This is a genomic window from Kitasatospora viridis, from assembly GCF_007829815.1.
Taxonomy (GTDB): domain Bacteria; phylum Actinomycetota; class Actinomycetes; order Streptomycetales; family Streptomycetaceae; genus Kitasatospora; species Kitasatospora viridis.
Genome location: NZ_VIWT01000001.1, coordinates 4,092,763 through 4,107,104 on the forward strand (window position 1 = coordinate 4,092,763; position 14,342 = coordinate 4,107,104).

The following is a 14,342-nucleotide window of genomic DNA, read 5'->3' on the forward strand; positions in this document are numbered from 1 at the left end:
GGGAAATGGTGACGGTACGTAGGACAATCATCATCATCGCGTTGCCGGGCGTGGTGGCTGAGCCGCTGTCAGGGGCGGATCGGTGACACTGGAGCGGTGGAGAGTCAGCGCAGTGGGTCGACGGCGGTGGGGGTTCGGTTCACCGCGGCGGACGAGGAGAAGCGCCGCGGGGTGCGGCGGATGAAGGCGATCGCGACCGGGTTCCTGGTGGCGGCCACGGTGGTGTTCGCGCTGGCGACCTGGGGCAAGGCGGCCGGCTGGGGCAGTTGGACGGGGTACGTGGCGGCGGCCGCGGAGGCGGGGATGGTCGGCGCGCTGGCCGACTGGTTCGCCGTCACCGCGCTGTTCCGGCGGCCGTTCGGGCTGCCGATCCCGCACACCGCGATCATCCCGACCAAGAAGGACGCCTTCGGCCGCTCGCTCGGCACCTTCGTGGGCGAGAACTTCCTCTCCGCGCAGGTGGTGCGCACCCGGCTGGGCTCGCTCGGCATCGCCCACCGGCTGGGCGAGTGGCTGGCCGCGCCGGGCAGCGCCGAGCGGGTGACCACCGAGGCGGCGGCCGCACTGCGCGGGGTGCTGGCGGTGCTGCGGGACGAGGACGTGCAGGCGGTGGTGGGCGAGGCGGTCACCCGGCGGGCGGCGGCCACCCAGGTCGCCGAGCCGCTGGGCCGACTGCTGGGCCGGGTGGTCGCGGACGGCGGCCACCACGGCGTGGTGGACCTGGTGGCGGTGCGGGCGCACGACTGGCTGGTCGAGCACCACGGCGAGGTGGTCGACAAGGTGGCGATAAAGTCCCCCGGCTGGACGCCCAAGTTCATCGACCACCAGGTCGGCGAGCGGGTCCACAAGGAGCTGCTGCGGTTCACCGCGGCCGTCCGGGACGACCCGCACCACCCGGCCCGGGGGGCGATCGACACCTTCCTGGCCGACTTCGCGGTGGAGTTGCAGACCGACGGGGCGACCAAGGAGCGGGTCGAGCGGGCCAAGGCCGAGCTGCTGGCCAGGAACGAGGTGCAGGAGCTGATCGCCTCCTCGTGGAGCGCGGTGCGCGGCCTGGTGGTGGCGGCGGCCGAGGACGAGCAGAGCGAGCTGCGCCGCCGGCTGCGGGACGGCCTGCGGTCCTTCGGCACGCGCCTGACCACCGACCGGCGCCTGCAGCAGAAGACCGACGGCTGGCTGCAGGACGCGGCGGCCTACGTGGTGGACACCTACCGGGCCGAGATCACCTCGCTGATCTCGGACACCGTGGCGGGCTGGGACGCGGACGACGCCTCCCGCAAGATCGAGGCCAACGTCGGCCGGGACCTGCAGTTCATCCGGATCAACGGCACCGTGGTCGGCGCGCTGGCCGGTCTGCTGATCCACACCGTCAGCACCGCGCTGGGTGGCTGAGGGGGTCTAATGGGTTGATCGACGAACGATCTGTGAGGAGTGGGAAATGACGCGCGGGATGGACGCGTTCATCGCGGGACTGCCCAAGGCCGAGCTGCACGTGCACCACGTGGGCTCGGCCTCGCCGCGGGTGGTGGCCAACCTGGCGGCCCGTTACGAGGGCCGCACTCAGGTGCCGGCCGACCCCGAGAAGCTGGCGGAGTACTTCACCTTCACCGACTTCGCGCACTTCATCCAGGTGTACCTCTCGGTGGTGGACCTGGTCCGGGACGCGGAGGACGTCCGCTCGCTGACCTACGGCGTGGCCGAGGACATGGCGCGCCAGCGGATCCGCTACGCCGAGCTGACGGTGACTCCGTACAGCTCGGTCCGCCGGGGCATCCCGGACGTGGCGTTCATGGAGGCGATCGAGGACGCCCGGCGCAGCGCCGAGCGGGACTTCGGGATCGTGCTGCGCTGGTGCTTCGACATCCCGGGCGAGGCCGGCCTGGTCTCCGCGGAGGAGACGGCGCGGCTGGCCCTGGACGTGGGCGCGGACGGGCTGGTCAGCTTCGGCCTGGGCGGTCCGGAGATCGGCGTGCCGCGGCCGCAGTTCAAGCCGTTCTTCGACCGGGCCCGGGCGGCCGGCCTACACAGCGTGCCGCACGCCGGCGAGTCCACCGGCCCGGAGACGGTCTGGGACGCGATCCGCGAGCTGGGCGCCGAGCGGATCGGCCACGGCACCCAGAGCTTCAAGGACCCGGCGCTGATGGACTACCTGGGCGAGCACCGGATCCCGCTGGAGGTCTGCCCGACCTCCAACCTGGCCACCCGGGTCGTCGAGCGGATCGAGGAGCACCCGATCCGCAAGTTCGTCGACGCCGGCCTGCTGGTCACCGTGAACAGCGACGACCCGCCGATGTTCGGCACCGACCTGAACACCGAGTTCGCGGTGGCGGCCGAGCTGCTCGACCTGGACGAGGCGGGCGTGGCCGGCCTGGCGAAGAACGCGGTCGAGGCCTCGTTCCTGGACCAGGCCGGCAAGACCCGGCTGAACGGCGAGATCGACGCCTACCTGGCGGGCTGGACCCGCGGCTGACCCGGGTTCGGCTGCGCCGGGGCGGGGGTGCCCCGGTGCAGCCAGGCCCGTTCGGCGGCTGTCCAGGCCGTGGTGGTGAGCAGGTAGAGGGCGGCTGCGAGCGGGACCAGGGCGGCGAACAGTACGGTGCCGAAGGCCAGGTACGGGGCGATGCCCGCGCCCGGGGTACCGGCGGTGACCGCTGCCCGGGCCTTGCGGTAGCCGAGCAGGCCCAGGCACCCCAGTGCCGCGTAGAGCGCGCCGAAGACGGCCAGTTGGGCGGGGGTGTGCGCGGCGGTGACGTGCAGGCCGAGCGGCACGCCGGCCAGGGTGTGGCCGAGCAGGTCGTTGGGCCGCCCGGCCACCCGGGCCAGCGTGAAGAGCCGGTACATCACCGAGAAGAACGGCAGCTGCACCAGCATCGGCAGGCAGCCGGCGAACGGCGAGGCCTGCTCGGCCTTGTAGAGCTCGGCGAGTTCGGCCCGCAGCCGTTCGGGCCGGTCCTTGTGCTGCTTCTGCAGCTCGGCGACCCGGGGTGCCAACCTGGCCCGGGCCCGCTCGCCGCGGGCGGCCGCGCGGGCCAGGGGGTGCAGTGCGAGGCGCACGCAGAGGGTGAACAAGACGATCGCGGCGGCGGCCGGGACGAAGCCGGCCAGGGTGGTCACCGCGGTGTGGGCGAGACCCACGGCGGGGTCGATGAAGGTGAAGAGGAACATGCTGGGGGTGCCCTCCGGCGTCTGACGGGATGTGAGACGGCGGACGGCCGCGTGTCGGCGGCAGTGGCCTGACGGTGCGTTACGCGGCCGTCGGGGCCGCGCCCGGTGCCCTGGGCCGTCGGCGGCCCCTGGCATCCGGATCGCGTTGCGGGAGGAAGGCGGTGCGCCAGGCCCGCCGGCGCAGCGTGCCGTCGCGGACGGCCTGCGGGGCGCGGGCCCCCAGTAGGCGGGCCAGCACCCGGCCCAGCACCTGCAGCGCGGCGACCGTGCCGGCGGCCGCGACCAGGGCGGTGGCGGCGGCCAGCACGGTCAGGCCGAGGGAGGAGTGCGGGTCGCCGGGCAGCAGGGCCGCGGTGAGCAGGCGCAGCAGGCCGAGGAGCAGCGCGAACGGATGCGGGGTGGGCATCGCCGGGCCTCCTCGGGGCAACTGGTGCAGGGCGCTCTGAGGTGATGGTACGTCAGTCGATGATGACGGTCTGCCCGGTGGCGGCGGAGTGCCGGGCGGCCTCCAGCACGGTGAGGGTGGCCACCGCGTCCATCGGGTCCACCGGCGGCGGGGTGCCGGTGGTCAGGGCGTGCGCCAGCTCGGCGTAGAAGGCGGGGTAGTCGCCGAGCTCGGTGGGGACGGTGGTGTGCGCCTCGTCGGTGCCGAGGGTGCCGTGCCGGGACGGGTCCTCGGCGCCCCACGGGATCCGGGTGTCGGGGCGCAGCCCGGCCCGCAGGTCGGCTTCCTGCGGGTCCAGGCCGTACTTGACGTAGCCGGCGGTGTCGCCGAGCACCCGCAGCCGGGGGCCGGCCAGCGGGGCCAGTGCGCTGGTCCACAGGTGCGAGCGGACGCCGGAGGCGTGGCTGAGCGCGAGGAAGGCGTCGTCGTCGACCACCGCGCCGTCCCGGCGGACGTCGATCTCCGCGTACACCGAGGAGACCGGGCCGAACAGCGTCAGCGCCTGGTCCACCAGGTGGCTGCCCAGGTCGTAGAGGGTGCCGCCGGCCTCGGCCGGGTCGGCCAGTTCGCGCCAGCCGGCCTTGGGCTTGGGCCGGAACCGCTCGAACCGCGACTCGAACCGGTGCACCCGCCCGAGCGCGCCGTCCTCGACCAGCCGGCGCGCGGTGCGGAAGTCGTTGTCCCAGCGCCGGTTCTGGAACACCGTCAGCAGGGCGCCGCGGGAGACCGCCAGCCCGCACAGCGCCCGCGCCTCGGCGGCGGAGGTGGCCAGCGGCTTGTCCACCACGGTGGCCAGCCCCGCGGTGAGCGCGGCCCGGGCCAGCGGCAGGTGGGTCCGGTTGGGCGTCGCCACCACGACCACGTCGTACTCGTCGGCCCGGTCGAAGACCTGCTCGGGCCGGTCCAGCGGCTTGGCCTCCGGGTGCGCTGCGGCCAGCTCGGCCCGCCGCTCGGGGTTCGCCGTCACCACGGCGGCCAGCCGCAGCCCGGGTGTGGTGGCGATCAGCGGGGCGTGGAAGGCGGCGCCGGCCAGCCCGTAGCCGAGCAGCGCGACGCGGTAGGGGGCGGGGGAAGCGGTAGTCATACCGGCGAGTCCATCACACGCGGTGGTCGGGAGCCGGGAGGGCGCGTCCGCCGCGAGGTGGCACGAGGCTCGTCGAGCATGTCTGATGAATCGTCAACAATGCTTTTCTGTATCCGACTTCATGATTTCCGGCAATCACGCGAACCGGTGCCGGCGGGCGCTCCGCGGGTAGACTCGTCGAGTGGCGACTGTGAGGGTGCGACGCGTCGAGGTGCCGCAAGCACTCCGGGAGAGCTCGGGGCTGGTCGCCGCCTACAACGTGGTGGTGGTGCGGGAGGCGAGCGTGCTGGGGGCCACCGCGGTGCGCTTCAAGAGCCCGGTGGGACGGGTGGTCTGGCGCACGGCCCAGCCGATCCACCAGATCGCCGTGCCCAAGCTGCTCAAGCGGGCGAGCCGGTCGCTGTCGGCGGGCTGACCGGTGGGCTGACCGGTCGGAGGGCCCGCTGGTGCACTGCCCCTGACCTCGGTTGTCCGGCAGTCGGCGGCCCCTGACGGGAGCGGGGCCCGGCCGATAGGCTGGGCGCGTTGGGGCAGCCATCCGGCGCTCCGGCCGGCCGCGGGTGTCCGGTTCGGTGCCAGTCGGGAATTTGTTGGAACCATCGCAAGGAGACACCGACGTGGCAGAGCGAAAGCCCATCGAGTCGTGGCTGACCGACATGGACGGGGTCCTCATCCACGAGGGCACGCCGATCCCGGGGGCGGACGAGTTCATCCGGCGGCTGCGGGAGTCGGGCAAGCCGTTCCTGGTGCTGACCAACAACTCGATCTACACGCCGCGCGACCTGGCGGCCCGGCTGGCCGGGATGGGCCTGCACGTGCCGGAGGAGTGCATCTGGACCTCGGCGCTGGCCACCGCGAAGTTCCTGCGCGGGCAGCGGCCGGGCGGGACGGCGTACGTGATCGGCGAGGCGGGCCTGACCACGGCGCTGTACCAGGCCGGGTACGTGCTGACCGACAACCAGCCGGACTACGTGGTGCTGGGCGAGACCCGCACCTACAGCTTCGAGTCGCTGACCAAGGCGATCCGGCTGATCAACGCCGGCGCCCGGTTCATCTGCACCAACCCGGACGAGACCGGCCCGTCCACCGAGGGCGTGCTGCCGGCCACCGGCTCGGTGGCCGCGCTGATCACCAAGGCGACCGGCGTGGAGCCGTACTTCGTCGGCAAGCCGAACCCGCTGATGATGCGCGAGGCGCTGAACACCGCCGGGGCGCACTCGGAGAGCGCGGTGATGATCGGCGACCGGATGGACACCGACATCGTGGCCGGCATGGAGGCCGGCATGGAGACGGTGCTGGTGCTGACCGGGCTGACCGCGGCCGAGGACGTGGAGCGCTTCCCGTACCGGCCGACCCGGATCGTGAAGTCGATCGCGGACCTGATCGAGCTGATCTGAGCGGGCCGATCTGAGCGAGCCGATCCGGGAGAGCCGATCTGAGCGAGCTGACCCGGGAGAGCCGATCGGTGACTGCCGCGCCCTGGTGAACGGGGCGCGGCAGTCCCGTGTTCAGGCGCGGCCGCTCCGGCGGGCCGCCTCGCCGGCCCGGCGGGCGGTGCGGGCGATGGTGAAGGCCACCTCGTGCAGTTCGTCGCGCTGCCAGCCGGAGGCGCCGGCCGGGCTCATGCCGTCGCCCTCGTTGTTGTGCGAGAGCAGCACCGAGTAGACGTCGACCACGCCGGGGGTGCGCAGCCGTTCGCCCAGCTCGTCGAGGCACCCGGCGACGTCCTCGATGTGCCGGTGGCGCACCGTCAGGTCGCCGTAGCGCTGCTCGCCCTCGGGCTGCAGCAGGTGCAGCACCCGGGTCTGCCGGTCGGCGGTGGCGCCGGCCTGGGTCTCCCGGTAGGTGCGGATCACCGAGTGGCCGCCGTCGACCAGCCGGAAGACGGTCAGGTTGCCGGCCGGCCGGGCGCCGTAGAGCACCGACTGCTGGATCAGGGTGGGCAGGATGTCGGGCACCAGGCCGGTCGCGCCGTCCCCGACGAAGGCCAGCACGTTGCCCTCCCGGGTGAGCGCGACCGAGGGCACGGCCTGCAGCGCGTCGCCCATCAGGGCCCGGCCGTACCAGCCGGAGAAGCCGGTGCCGGTGCGCGGCAGGTTGCGGATCGCCGACATGGCGCCCCGCCCGACGTCGTACAGGCCGGTGTAGCGGTAGTCGTGACGGGTGATCAACTCGTCGAGCAGGCCGCCGAGGTGGTGGTAGAAGTAGTTGGGGCTCATCGGCAGCAGCGGCAGCTGGTGCACCATGTCCGAGGCGCTGTCCCGGGTCTCGTCGATCGCCGCGCGCCGCAGCGCCAGCACCTCGGGATCCACCCGGACCCGGTCGCGCAGCTCCCGCAGCAGACCGGTGGCGTCCGCGTGCACCTTGAGGTCGGCGAACGGGGCGAGGTGCGAGGCGTCCCTGGTCACCTGGGCGATGTGCAGGGAGCGGTCCAACTGGCGGGGCTGGAACGGGGTGGCCAGCTCCGGGATCCGGCTGTTCAGGAAGAGCAGCGACTGGTCGGCGCGGCGGCGCAGCCAGCCCTGCTGGTGCAGGAAGTCGTGCACCCGGGCCGAGCAGCCGAACATGCCCAGCGTGCCCAGGTACTCCGGCACCCGTTCGCCCCGGTGGTAGCGGGCCACCGTGCCGGGGCGGGTCGGCGAGTCGGCCAGCGCGATGCCGGCGGTGCGGGCCAGCTCGTAGGTGAGCTCGCGCTGCTGCTCGTCCAGCGGTCCGCACTGCCACAGCATCCGGACCGGCTGCTGTCCGACCAGCCGGGCCAGTTCGGCCAACACGTCCTCGCCGACCCGCAGTTCGCCGGCCGGCCGGGGCTCGGGGAGCACCAGGTCGGGCGGCGTCGCGGCGTCCAGCACCGCGTTGGAGACCAGCAGCACCACCGGCCCCCGGTCGGCCCGGTAGGCCTCGAAGGCGGTGGCCAGGTCCTCGGTGAGCCGGGCCGGGTCGTCCAGGTAGACGCCCTCCAGCCGGCGGGCCCTGAGCACCTCGCGGGAGTCCTCGGCCGCGTGCACCGTGCCCTGGAACGGGAACCAGGCGTCGGTGGGGGAGTCGGCGCAGACGATGAACCCGCGGGCCCGGGACTCGCGCAGGTTGGCCAGGGTGCCGCGGAACTCGTCCACCATGCCGTTGGTGACCACGATCAGGAACGGCGCCGCGTCCAGCTGCCAGCGGGCCAGCGCCCCGGCGGCCAGCGCGTGCTCGCTGGGCCCGCGCAGCACCGGGTTGCCGCCCTGCTCGGCCAGCACTTCCAGTTCGCCGATCAGCCCGGTGACCAGCGAGCCGGTGTAGTAGTGCAGCCCCCAGTCGTGGCCGGCCCGGGCGGTGAGGAACCCGGTCAGCGCCCCGGCCAGCGCCCGCTGGGCCGGCGCGGAGCCGCGCAGCGCGTCCGCCGCGTCGTGCATCTGCACGAAGTCGGCGAGCGCCCGGACCACGTCGGCGGCGAGCAGTTCGGGGCGCCCGGGCAGCTGCCGGACCGCGTACGGCGGGGCGAGCCGGGTCGGGTCGGCGGCGCGTTCGGGCTCGGTGTAGACGTGCACGGTGTAGGCCGACAGGTCGGCCCGCAGCCCGGCGGGCAGGCGCTCGGCCAGCTCGGCCAGCGCGGGGCCGACGGTGTCGGCCAGCGGGTCGGTGCTCAGGCCGGCGCCGGCGGCGTCGACCAGCAGCAGGGCCAGGGTGTCGGTGTGTCCGGCCGAGGCGGCGGCGGCCAGCACGGCCGGCAGTTCGGCGAGGGTGTCCGCGGTCAGCTGCTCGACCCGCTGGTCGGCGAGCGCGCGGTTGAGGAAGCGGCGCGCCCGGCGCACCGTCTCGGCGTGGACCGGGTCCGCGTCCGGCCGGTGGGCCGGCTGGTCGCCGGTGGCGTCGCGCAGCGCGGCGGCCACGGTGTCGTGGAACGCCGGGTCGGTGCCGACGCCGACCACCAGCAGGCGCTCCGTCAGCTGTGCCGCCGGTCCACCGCTCGGGGGTGCGGTGCGCTCGCTGCGCGGCGGTGCCGTCCGCCCGCCGCTGCGCGGGGCCGGCCGTTCGCTGCTCAGCAGTGCTGTCCGTTCACTGCTCTGCATGGCTGTTGACCCTCCGTCGGTCACTGGTCGGAACTGGGCACGGCCTCGATCAGGCTCTCCGCGCGCGCCGAGCGCAGCGGAGCGGAGCGGACCGCCCGGACCTCGAAGCCGGCGGTGCTGAGCAGGGTGCGGTACTCGGCCTCGGTGCGGTCCCGGCCGTCCAGGGTGAGCAGCATCAGCAGGTCGATCAGCCGGCCCTGGAAGGCGGCCTGCGCGGCCCGCTCGTTCGCGGGCGGCTCGACGGCGGCGCCGGGCTCCTCCTCCAGCCGCTCGAAGACCAGCAGCCGGCCGTGGGCGGGCATCGCCTCGCGGACCCGGCGCAGGATCGCGACGGCCTGCTCGTCGTCCCAGTTGTGCAGCACCCGGGTGAGCGTGTAGACGTCGCCGCCGGTGGGCAGCGGGTCGAAGAAGCTGCCGGGGGCGAACTCGACCCGGTCGGCCAGGCCCGCCTCGGTGAGCTTGGTGCGGGCCTGGTCGACCGCCTTGGGCAGCTCGACCAGCACGCCGCGGGCCTGCGGGTGCCGGGCGAGCACCCGGGCCAGCAGCCCGCCGTCGCCGCCGCCGACGTCGACCAGGGTGCCCAGGCCCGACAGGTCGGTGCCGGCCAGTGCGGTCGGCACCGAGGCGGTGCCCATCGCGGCGGAGAACGCGGCGCTGGTCTCGGGGTGCTGCTCCAGGTAGCTGTAGAACGGCGCGCCGTGCACCTTCTCGAAGGCCGGCTGCCCGGTGCGCAGGGTGTGCAGGATCTCGCCGAAGGACTGGTACACCTCCTCGCCGAAGAGGGTCGCGGCGACCGCGCTGGAGCGGGTGGTGCCGGTGCAGAGCAGCCGGGTGACGGGGGTGAGCCCGTAGCGGTCCCGGTCCTCGGTGAAGAGTTCGGCGGCGGCGAGCACGCCGAGCACCCGGCGCAGCGCGTGCGGGTCGGCGCCGGTCTCGGCGGCCAGTTCGGCGACCGGGCGGGGGCCGTCGGCCAGCAGGTCGGGCACGCCGAGTCGGGTCAGCGCGTAGCAGCACTGGGCGGTCCAGCCGCCGGTGAGCACGCCGAACATGGCGACGCGCTCGGCGTATCCGGGGGTGCGCTCGGTCATTCGGGGGCTCCGGGGGTCGCGGGGGCGGCGGCGGACAGGTGGGCGCCGAGGCGGCGGACCGCCTCGGCGGCGGAGATCGCGTGGCAGCGGCGGTTGCCGTGCCGGCCGTCGGCGCTGAAGATGTCGCCGCCGGCGGCCGGATGGTCCGTCAGGTCCAGGTGCAGGGTGGCGAGTTCGGCGGCGAGCGCGCGGGTGGCGGCGGTCAGTTCGGCGAGCCGCCGGTCGAGTTCGCGCTGCGCCTCGGGGGAGAGCCGGGGCGAGCGGGCGCCGGCGAACATGCTCACCGTGATCACGTCGGCGCCGTGCTCGCGCAGCGGCGTGATGACGGCGCGCAGCTCGTCGGCGGTGGCGGCGGCGTCGAAGGACTGGCGCAGGATGTCGTAGCCGCCGCAGGCGACCAGCGCCAGGTCGGGTCCGAACTCCAGGGCGGCGGCCAGCTGGGTGGCCCGGACCTTGGCGGCGGGGATGTTGCGCCGGCCCAGGTTGAGGTACGTCAGGTCGGGCCGCACGGCGGTCAGTTCACGGGCGATCCGGGTGGCCCAGGGCTCGTCGGGGTAGCCGGCGACGGGGTCGCCGAGCCCCTCGGCGACGCTGTCGCCGAGGACGGCGAACCGCCGCCAGGGGTGTCCGGCGAGCAGGCGTTCGGCCTCGTGCTCGCGTAGGCAGTAGGGGTCGGCGGCTTCGCCGCTCAGTTGCTCGCTCAGCATGACGTCGCTTCGCAATCGTTCGTGGTTGGTGGCTTGGTCTCGCGCTCCTGCCCAACAGCCGCGGCGAGTCTAGAGCACGACCGGTCGCGCTTTTTTTGGTTCGCGGGACGTTCGCACGGTGTTCTCCCATATGGGGAGGGGGTGTGTCGGGGGAGGCTGTCGCAGGGGCGTGAGAGGGTGCTGACGGGCAGTGATTGCTTGCCGGGCATGATCATGGCCGCTTTGCCGAAAGTTAAACTGCACGATCGTTCGTCCAAGCGGTACTCTCGGGTAGTCGCCCGATCGCGGCTGATCCGCCGCGCCCGCCAACCGGAGGGGCTCATGACCACGTCCCAGTCCGCGGCCACCGCCGCGACCACCCCCGCACCCGACGCGCCGCCCCGAACACCGATGGAACGGGTCGCCCTGGCCCTCGCCTCGGGCGCCACCTTCCTGGCGGTGCTCGACACCACGGTCGTCAACATCGCCTTCGCGGACCTGCACAAGAGCTTCCCGACCGAGGCCCTGGCCAACCTGACCTGGGTGGTCACCGCCTACACGGTGGTCTTCGCGGCCCTGCTCGCGGTGGCCGGCCGGGTCGCCGACGTGGTCGGCCGCCGCCGGCTCTTCCTCTGGTCCACCGTGCTCTTCACCCTCGCCTCGCTGGGCTCCGGCGCGGCCCAGGGGCTCGACATGCTGGTGATCGCCCGGGCCGTGCAGGGCCTGGGGGCGGCGGGCATGATCCCGTCCGCGCTCGGCCTGGTGCTCGCGCACACCCCCGCGCCGCGCCGGCACGCCGCGATCGGCGTCTGGGGCGCGGTCGGCTCGCTGGCCGCCGCCGTCGGCCCGAGCCTCGGCGGCCTGCTGGTCGACGTCTGGGGCTGGCGCGCGGTCTTCCTGATCAACCTTCCGCTCGGCGTGGCCATCACCTTCCTGACGGTCCGCAAGCTCGCCGCCGACCGCACCGACGGCCGCCGGATGCCCGACCCGATCGGCACCGTGGCGCTCGCCCTGGGCCTGGGCGGCCTGGTCTTCGGCGTCACCCAGGGCAGCGACTGGGGCTGGACCGACTCCCGGGTGCTCGGGCTGCTGATCGGCGGCGCGGTGTGCACCGTGCTCGCCCTGGTGCTCTCCCGCCGGCACTCCTCGCCGGCCATCGAGTGGGACCTGTGGCGCAGCCGGGTCTTCGCCGGCACCAACGTCAGCTCCTTCTTCTTCGGCGCCTCGATGTACGCCTACCTGCTCTCCAGCCTGCTCTTCCTCAACACGGTGTGGCGCTACAGCGAGCTCAAGGCGGGCCTCGCGGTCTCGCCCGGCGCCTTCGCCGCCGCGTTCGGCGCCGTGGTGGTCGGCCGGTTCGCCGGGCCGAGCCGGCAGTGGCTGGCGGTCGGCATCGGCTCCGCGATGTTCGGCGGCTCGCTGGCCGCGCTCTACGGGCTGCTCGGCACCGAGCAGAAGTACCTGGAGATCATGCTGCCGATCGGCATCGTGGCCGGCGTCGGCATCGGTGCCGCGCTCACCGGCATCTCCAACGCCGCCGCCGCCGCGCTGCCCGCCGACCGGTTCGCCGCCGGCACCGGGCTGCTGATGACCTCCCGTCAGGTCGGCGGCGCGCTCGGCATCGCGGTCTTCGCCGCGATCCTCTCCAACGCCGGGATGATCGGGCCGCACGGCTACCTGCGCGCCTTCCTCGCCTCGGCGATCTGCGCCGGGGCCGCGGCCGTCTCGTCGATCGGAGTGCGCGAGCGGGCCGGCCGCTGAGTCGCCGAGTCGGCTGAGTTCGCCGAGTTCGCCGAGCTGGCCGAGTTCGCTGAGTTCCCCCCAGGGCGCGGCGAGCCGCGCGCGCCCGAGTCGCACGCGACGATGCCGAGGGTGTCGGAGCGTCACCGCGTCACACGAGGAGTACCGATGGACATCCGTGCCCTGCACACCCAGGCCCTGGCCCTGGCCACCGAGGTGGTCGAGCAGGTCAAGGCCGACCAGCTGGACCTGCCCACCCCCTGCGCCGACTGGACCCTGGGCACCCTGCTGGCACACATGATCGGCCAGAACCACGGCTTCGCCGCCGCCGCCCGCGGCCTCGGCGACGACCACGAGCAGTGGCGCGACCGGCCGGTCGAGGGCGCCCCGGTGGCGCCGTGGGCGATCTCGGCGGCCGAGCTGACCGCCGCCTTCGCCACCGCCGAGGAGCCGTTCCGGATCCCGGAGATCCGGCCCGGCGTGGACATCCCGGCCGACATCGCGATCTCCTTCCACTACCTGGACACCCTGGTGCACGGCTGGGACCTGGCCGCCACCCTGGGCCTGCCGTTCGAGCCCCCGGCCGAGCTGGCCCAGGTGTTGCTGGCGGTCGCCGGCAAGGTGCCGGCCGAGCCGGCCGACCGCGGGCCCGGCAAGTTCTTCGCCGAGGTGCGCGAGGCCGAGCAGGAGGCCGACGCCTTCGACCGGGCGCTCGCGCTGCTCGGCCGCGACCGGAGCTGGACGCCGGCGGGCTGACCGGCCGTTCCCCACTACCATGCGCAGCACCGGGCCGCCGTTGAGCCCGGTGCTGCGCAGGCGATGGGGGAGACGTGACGGCGGTGGACAGCAGCGTCCGCGAGCGGGAGAGCGAGCGGCGGGAGATACCGGAGAAGCGGGTCACCTGGGCGGAGGCCTACTTCGACCTGGTCTTCGTCTTCGCGATCACCCAGGTCTCCAACCTGCTCTACGACCACCACGGCGGCGGCGGACTGCTGCGCGCCCTGGTGGTCTTCATCCCGGTCTACTGGTGCTGGGTGGGCACCACCGTGCAGGCCAACGTGCGGGACGTGGACAGTGCCCGGGACCGGGTCGGGATCTTCGCCGTCGGCCTGTGCGGCCTGCTGATGGCGCTCGCGCTGCCGCAGGCCTACGGCACCCGCGGGGTGCTGTTCGGCGCGGCCTACTGGGGCGCCCGGCTGGTGCTGCTGGGGCTGATCCTGCGGCTGCGCGGCGGCGTCTGGCGCGGGCCGTTCGGCATCGGCGCGGCGATCAGCGGACCGCTGCTGCTGACCGGCGGGCTGCTGCACGGCGACGCCCGGCTCGGGCTCTGGGCGGCGGGCGCGCTGATCGACCTGGCCGGCCCGACCCTGCTGCGCTCCCGGCTGGCCCGGGTGACCTACCACCCCGGGCACCTGCCGGAGCGGTTCGGCCTGCTGATGCTGGTCGCGCTCGGCGAGTCGATCGTCAGCACCGGCGCCCCGGCGGCCGCGGCCACCGACCTGACCAGTGGTGAACTGCTGGCCGTGGTGGCCGCGTTCACCATCTCCTGCGGCCTGTGGTGGAGCTACTTCGCGCACGCCAACGAGGCGATGCGGCACGCGGTGACGGTGGCACCCGCGCGCCGCGACCTGGTCCGCCGGGTGTTCTCCTACGCGCACCTGGTGCTGGTCGCCGCGGTGATCACCATCGCGGTCGGCTTCCACATGACGGTGGCCCACCCCGGCGAGCGCCTCGACCTCGGCACCCTCACGCTGCTGCACGGGGGTTGCGCGCTCTACCTGCTCACCTTCGGGTACACCCGGTGGGTCATGTTCCGGGTGCTGGCGCACACCCGGCTGGTGGCGGCCGCGGTGGTGCTGCTGCTGGTGCCGGCGATGGCGGTGCTGCGGCTGCCCGCGCTGGCGGTGCTGAGCACCCTGGCGGTGCTGCTGGTGCTGCTCACCGCGGTGGAGGAGGCCCGGATCCGGCGGGCCCGGGCGGCGGTGGCGGCGGCCCCGGCGCCGCGGCCGGCGGCCGAATAGGCGCTGTCGGCGCGGCTGTGTAGCGTGCGGGGTGAACGAGCGGGTCCGAGACAGAGGA

General features: G+C 74.1%; 13 protein-coding genes. 7 read left to right on the forward strand and 6 right to left on the reverse strand.

What is annotated here, in order from left to right; translation table 11 throughout:
• Window positions 1-180 precede the first annotated feature (180 nt).
• Together FHX73_RS18350 and FHX73_RS18355 are read left to right on the forward strand one after the other, a co-directional pair.
• Entirely contained in the window at window positions 181-1,392 is a 1,212-nt protein-coding gene (locus FHX73_RS18350) for a DUF445 domain-containing protein (RefSeq protein ID WP_145908371.1), read from the forward strand.
• Window positions 1,393-1,438: 46 nt separating this feature from the next.
• Window positions 1,439-2,470 (forward strand): adenosine deaminase, encoded by a 1,032-nt coding sequence (locus FHX73_RS18355; protein ID WP_246213588.1) that lies wholly within the window; start codon window positions 1,439-1,441, stop codon window positions 2,468-2,470.
• On the opposite strand, the gene FHX73_RS18360 is transcribed toward FHX73_RS18355, so the two are convergent.
• The 3 genes from FHX73_RS18360 to FHX73_RS18370 form a co-directional block, all read right to left on the reverse strand.
• Window positions 2,443-3,165, reverse strand: a complete 723-nt coding sequence (locus FHX73_RS18360) for a YidC/Oxa1 family membrane protein insertase (protein WP_145906020.1) — start codon at window positions 3,163-3,165, stop codon at window positions 2,443-2,445. The two genes, FHX73_RS18355 and FHX73_RS18360, sit on opposite strands and share 28 nt — an antisense overlap.
• A 79-nt stretch (window positions 3,166-3,244) precedes the next feature.
• The gene (locus FHX73_RS18365; protein ID WP_145906021.1) at window positions 3,245-3,571 is read right to left on the reverse strand and encodes a DUF6412 domain-containing protein; all 327 of its coding nucleotides are present in this window, start codon (window positions 3,569-3,571) and stop codon (window positions 3,245-3,247) included.
• Window positions 3,572-3,623: 52 nt separating this feature from the next.
• On the reverse strand, window positions 3,624-4,694 hold the full coding sequence (locus tag FHX73_RS18370) for a Gfo/Idh/MocA family oxidoreductase (protein ID WP_145906022.1): 1,071 nt from the start codon (window positions 4,692-4,694) through the stop codon (window positions 3,624-3,626).
• Window positions 4,695-4,875: 181 nt separating this feature from the next.
• On the opposite strand from FHX73_RS18370, the gene FHX73_RS18375 reads away from it, so the two are divergent.
• Both FHX73_RS18375 and FHX73_RS18380 read left to right on the forward strand, forming a co-directional pair.
• Window positions 4,876-5,109 carry a hypothetical protein gene (locus FHX73_RS18375; RefSeq protein ID WP_145906023.1) on the forward strand — a complete coding sequence of 78 codons (234 nt, stop codon included), beginning with the start codon at window positions 4,876-4,878 and terminating at the stop codon, window positions 5,107-5,109.
• A 202-nt stretch (window positions 5,110-5,311) separates the two neighbouring features.
• Entirely contained in the window at window positions 5,312-6,091 is a 780-nt protein-coding gene (locus tag FHX73_RS18380; protein WP_145906024.1) for an HAD-IIA family hydrolase, read from the forward strand.
• Between the two features lie 111 nt (window positions 6,092-6,202).
• On the opposite strand, the gene FHX73_RS18385 is transcribed toward FHX73_RS18380, so the two are convergent.
• The 3 genes from FHX73_RS18385 to FHX73_RS18395 are packed head-to-tail and all read right to left on the reverse strand — an operon-like array spanning window position 6,203 to window position 10,544.
• A complete protein-coding gene (locus FHX73_RS18385; RefSeq protein ID WP_145906025.1) occupies window positions 6,203-8,749 on the reverse strand; it encodes a hypothetical protein in 2,547 nt (848 codons plus the stop codon).
• Window positions 8,750-8,769: 20 nt separating this feature from the next.
• A complete protein-coding gene (locus FHX73_RS18390; RefSeq protein WP_145906026.1) occupies window positions 8,770-9,837 on the reverse strand; it encodes a methyltransferase in 1,068 nt (355 codons plus the stop codon).
• Window positions 9,834-10,544 carry an SGNH/GDSL hydrolase family protein gene (locus FHX73_RS18395; protein WP_211786220.1) on the reverse strand — a complete coding sequence of 237 codons (711 nt, stop codon included), beginning with the start codon at window positions 10,542-10,544 and terminating at the stop codon, window positions 9,834-9,836. The genes FHX73_RS18390 and FHX73_RS18395 overlap by 4 nt, the downstream gene beginning before the upstream one ends.
• A 321-nt stretch (window positions 10,545-10,865) precedes the next feature.
• Between FHX73_RS18395 and FHX73_RS18400 the strand changes: the two genes are divergently transcribed.
• The 3 genes from FHX73_RS18400 to FHX73_RS18410 all read left to right on the forward strand — a co-directional run bounded on the left by FHX73_RS18400 (window position 10,866) and on the right by FHX73_RS18410 (window position 14,284).
• On the forward strand, window positions 10,866-12,284 hold the full coding sequence (locus tag FHX73_RS18400; protein ID WP_170304951.1) for a DHA2 family efflux MFS transporter permease subunit: 1,419 nt from the start codon (window positions 10,866-10,868) through the stop codon (window positions 12,282-12,284).
• A 147-nt stretch (window positions 12,285-12,431) separates the two neighbouring features.
• Entirely contained in the window at window positions 12,432-13,019 is a 588-nt protein-coding gene (locus FHX73_RS18405; RefSeq protein ID WP_170304952.1) for a TIGR03086 family metal-binding protein, read from the forward strand.
• Between the two features lie 83 nt (window positions 13,020-13,102).
• On the forward strand, window positions 13,103-14,284 hold the full coding sequence (locus FHX73_RS18410; protein WP_145906029.1) for a low temperature requirement protein A: 1,182 nt from the start codon (window positions 13,103-13,105) through the stop codon (window positions 14,282-14,284).
• Window positions 14,285-14,342: the final 58 nt, after the last annotated feature.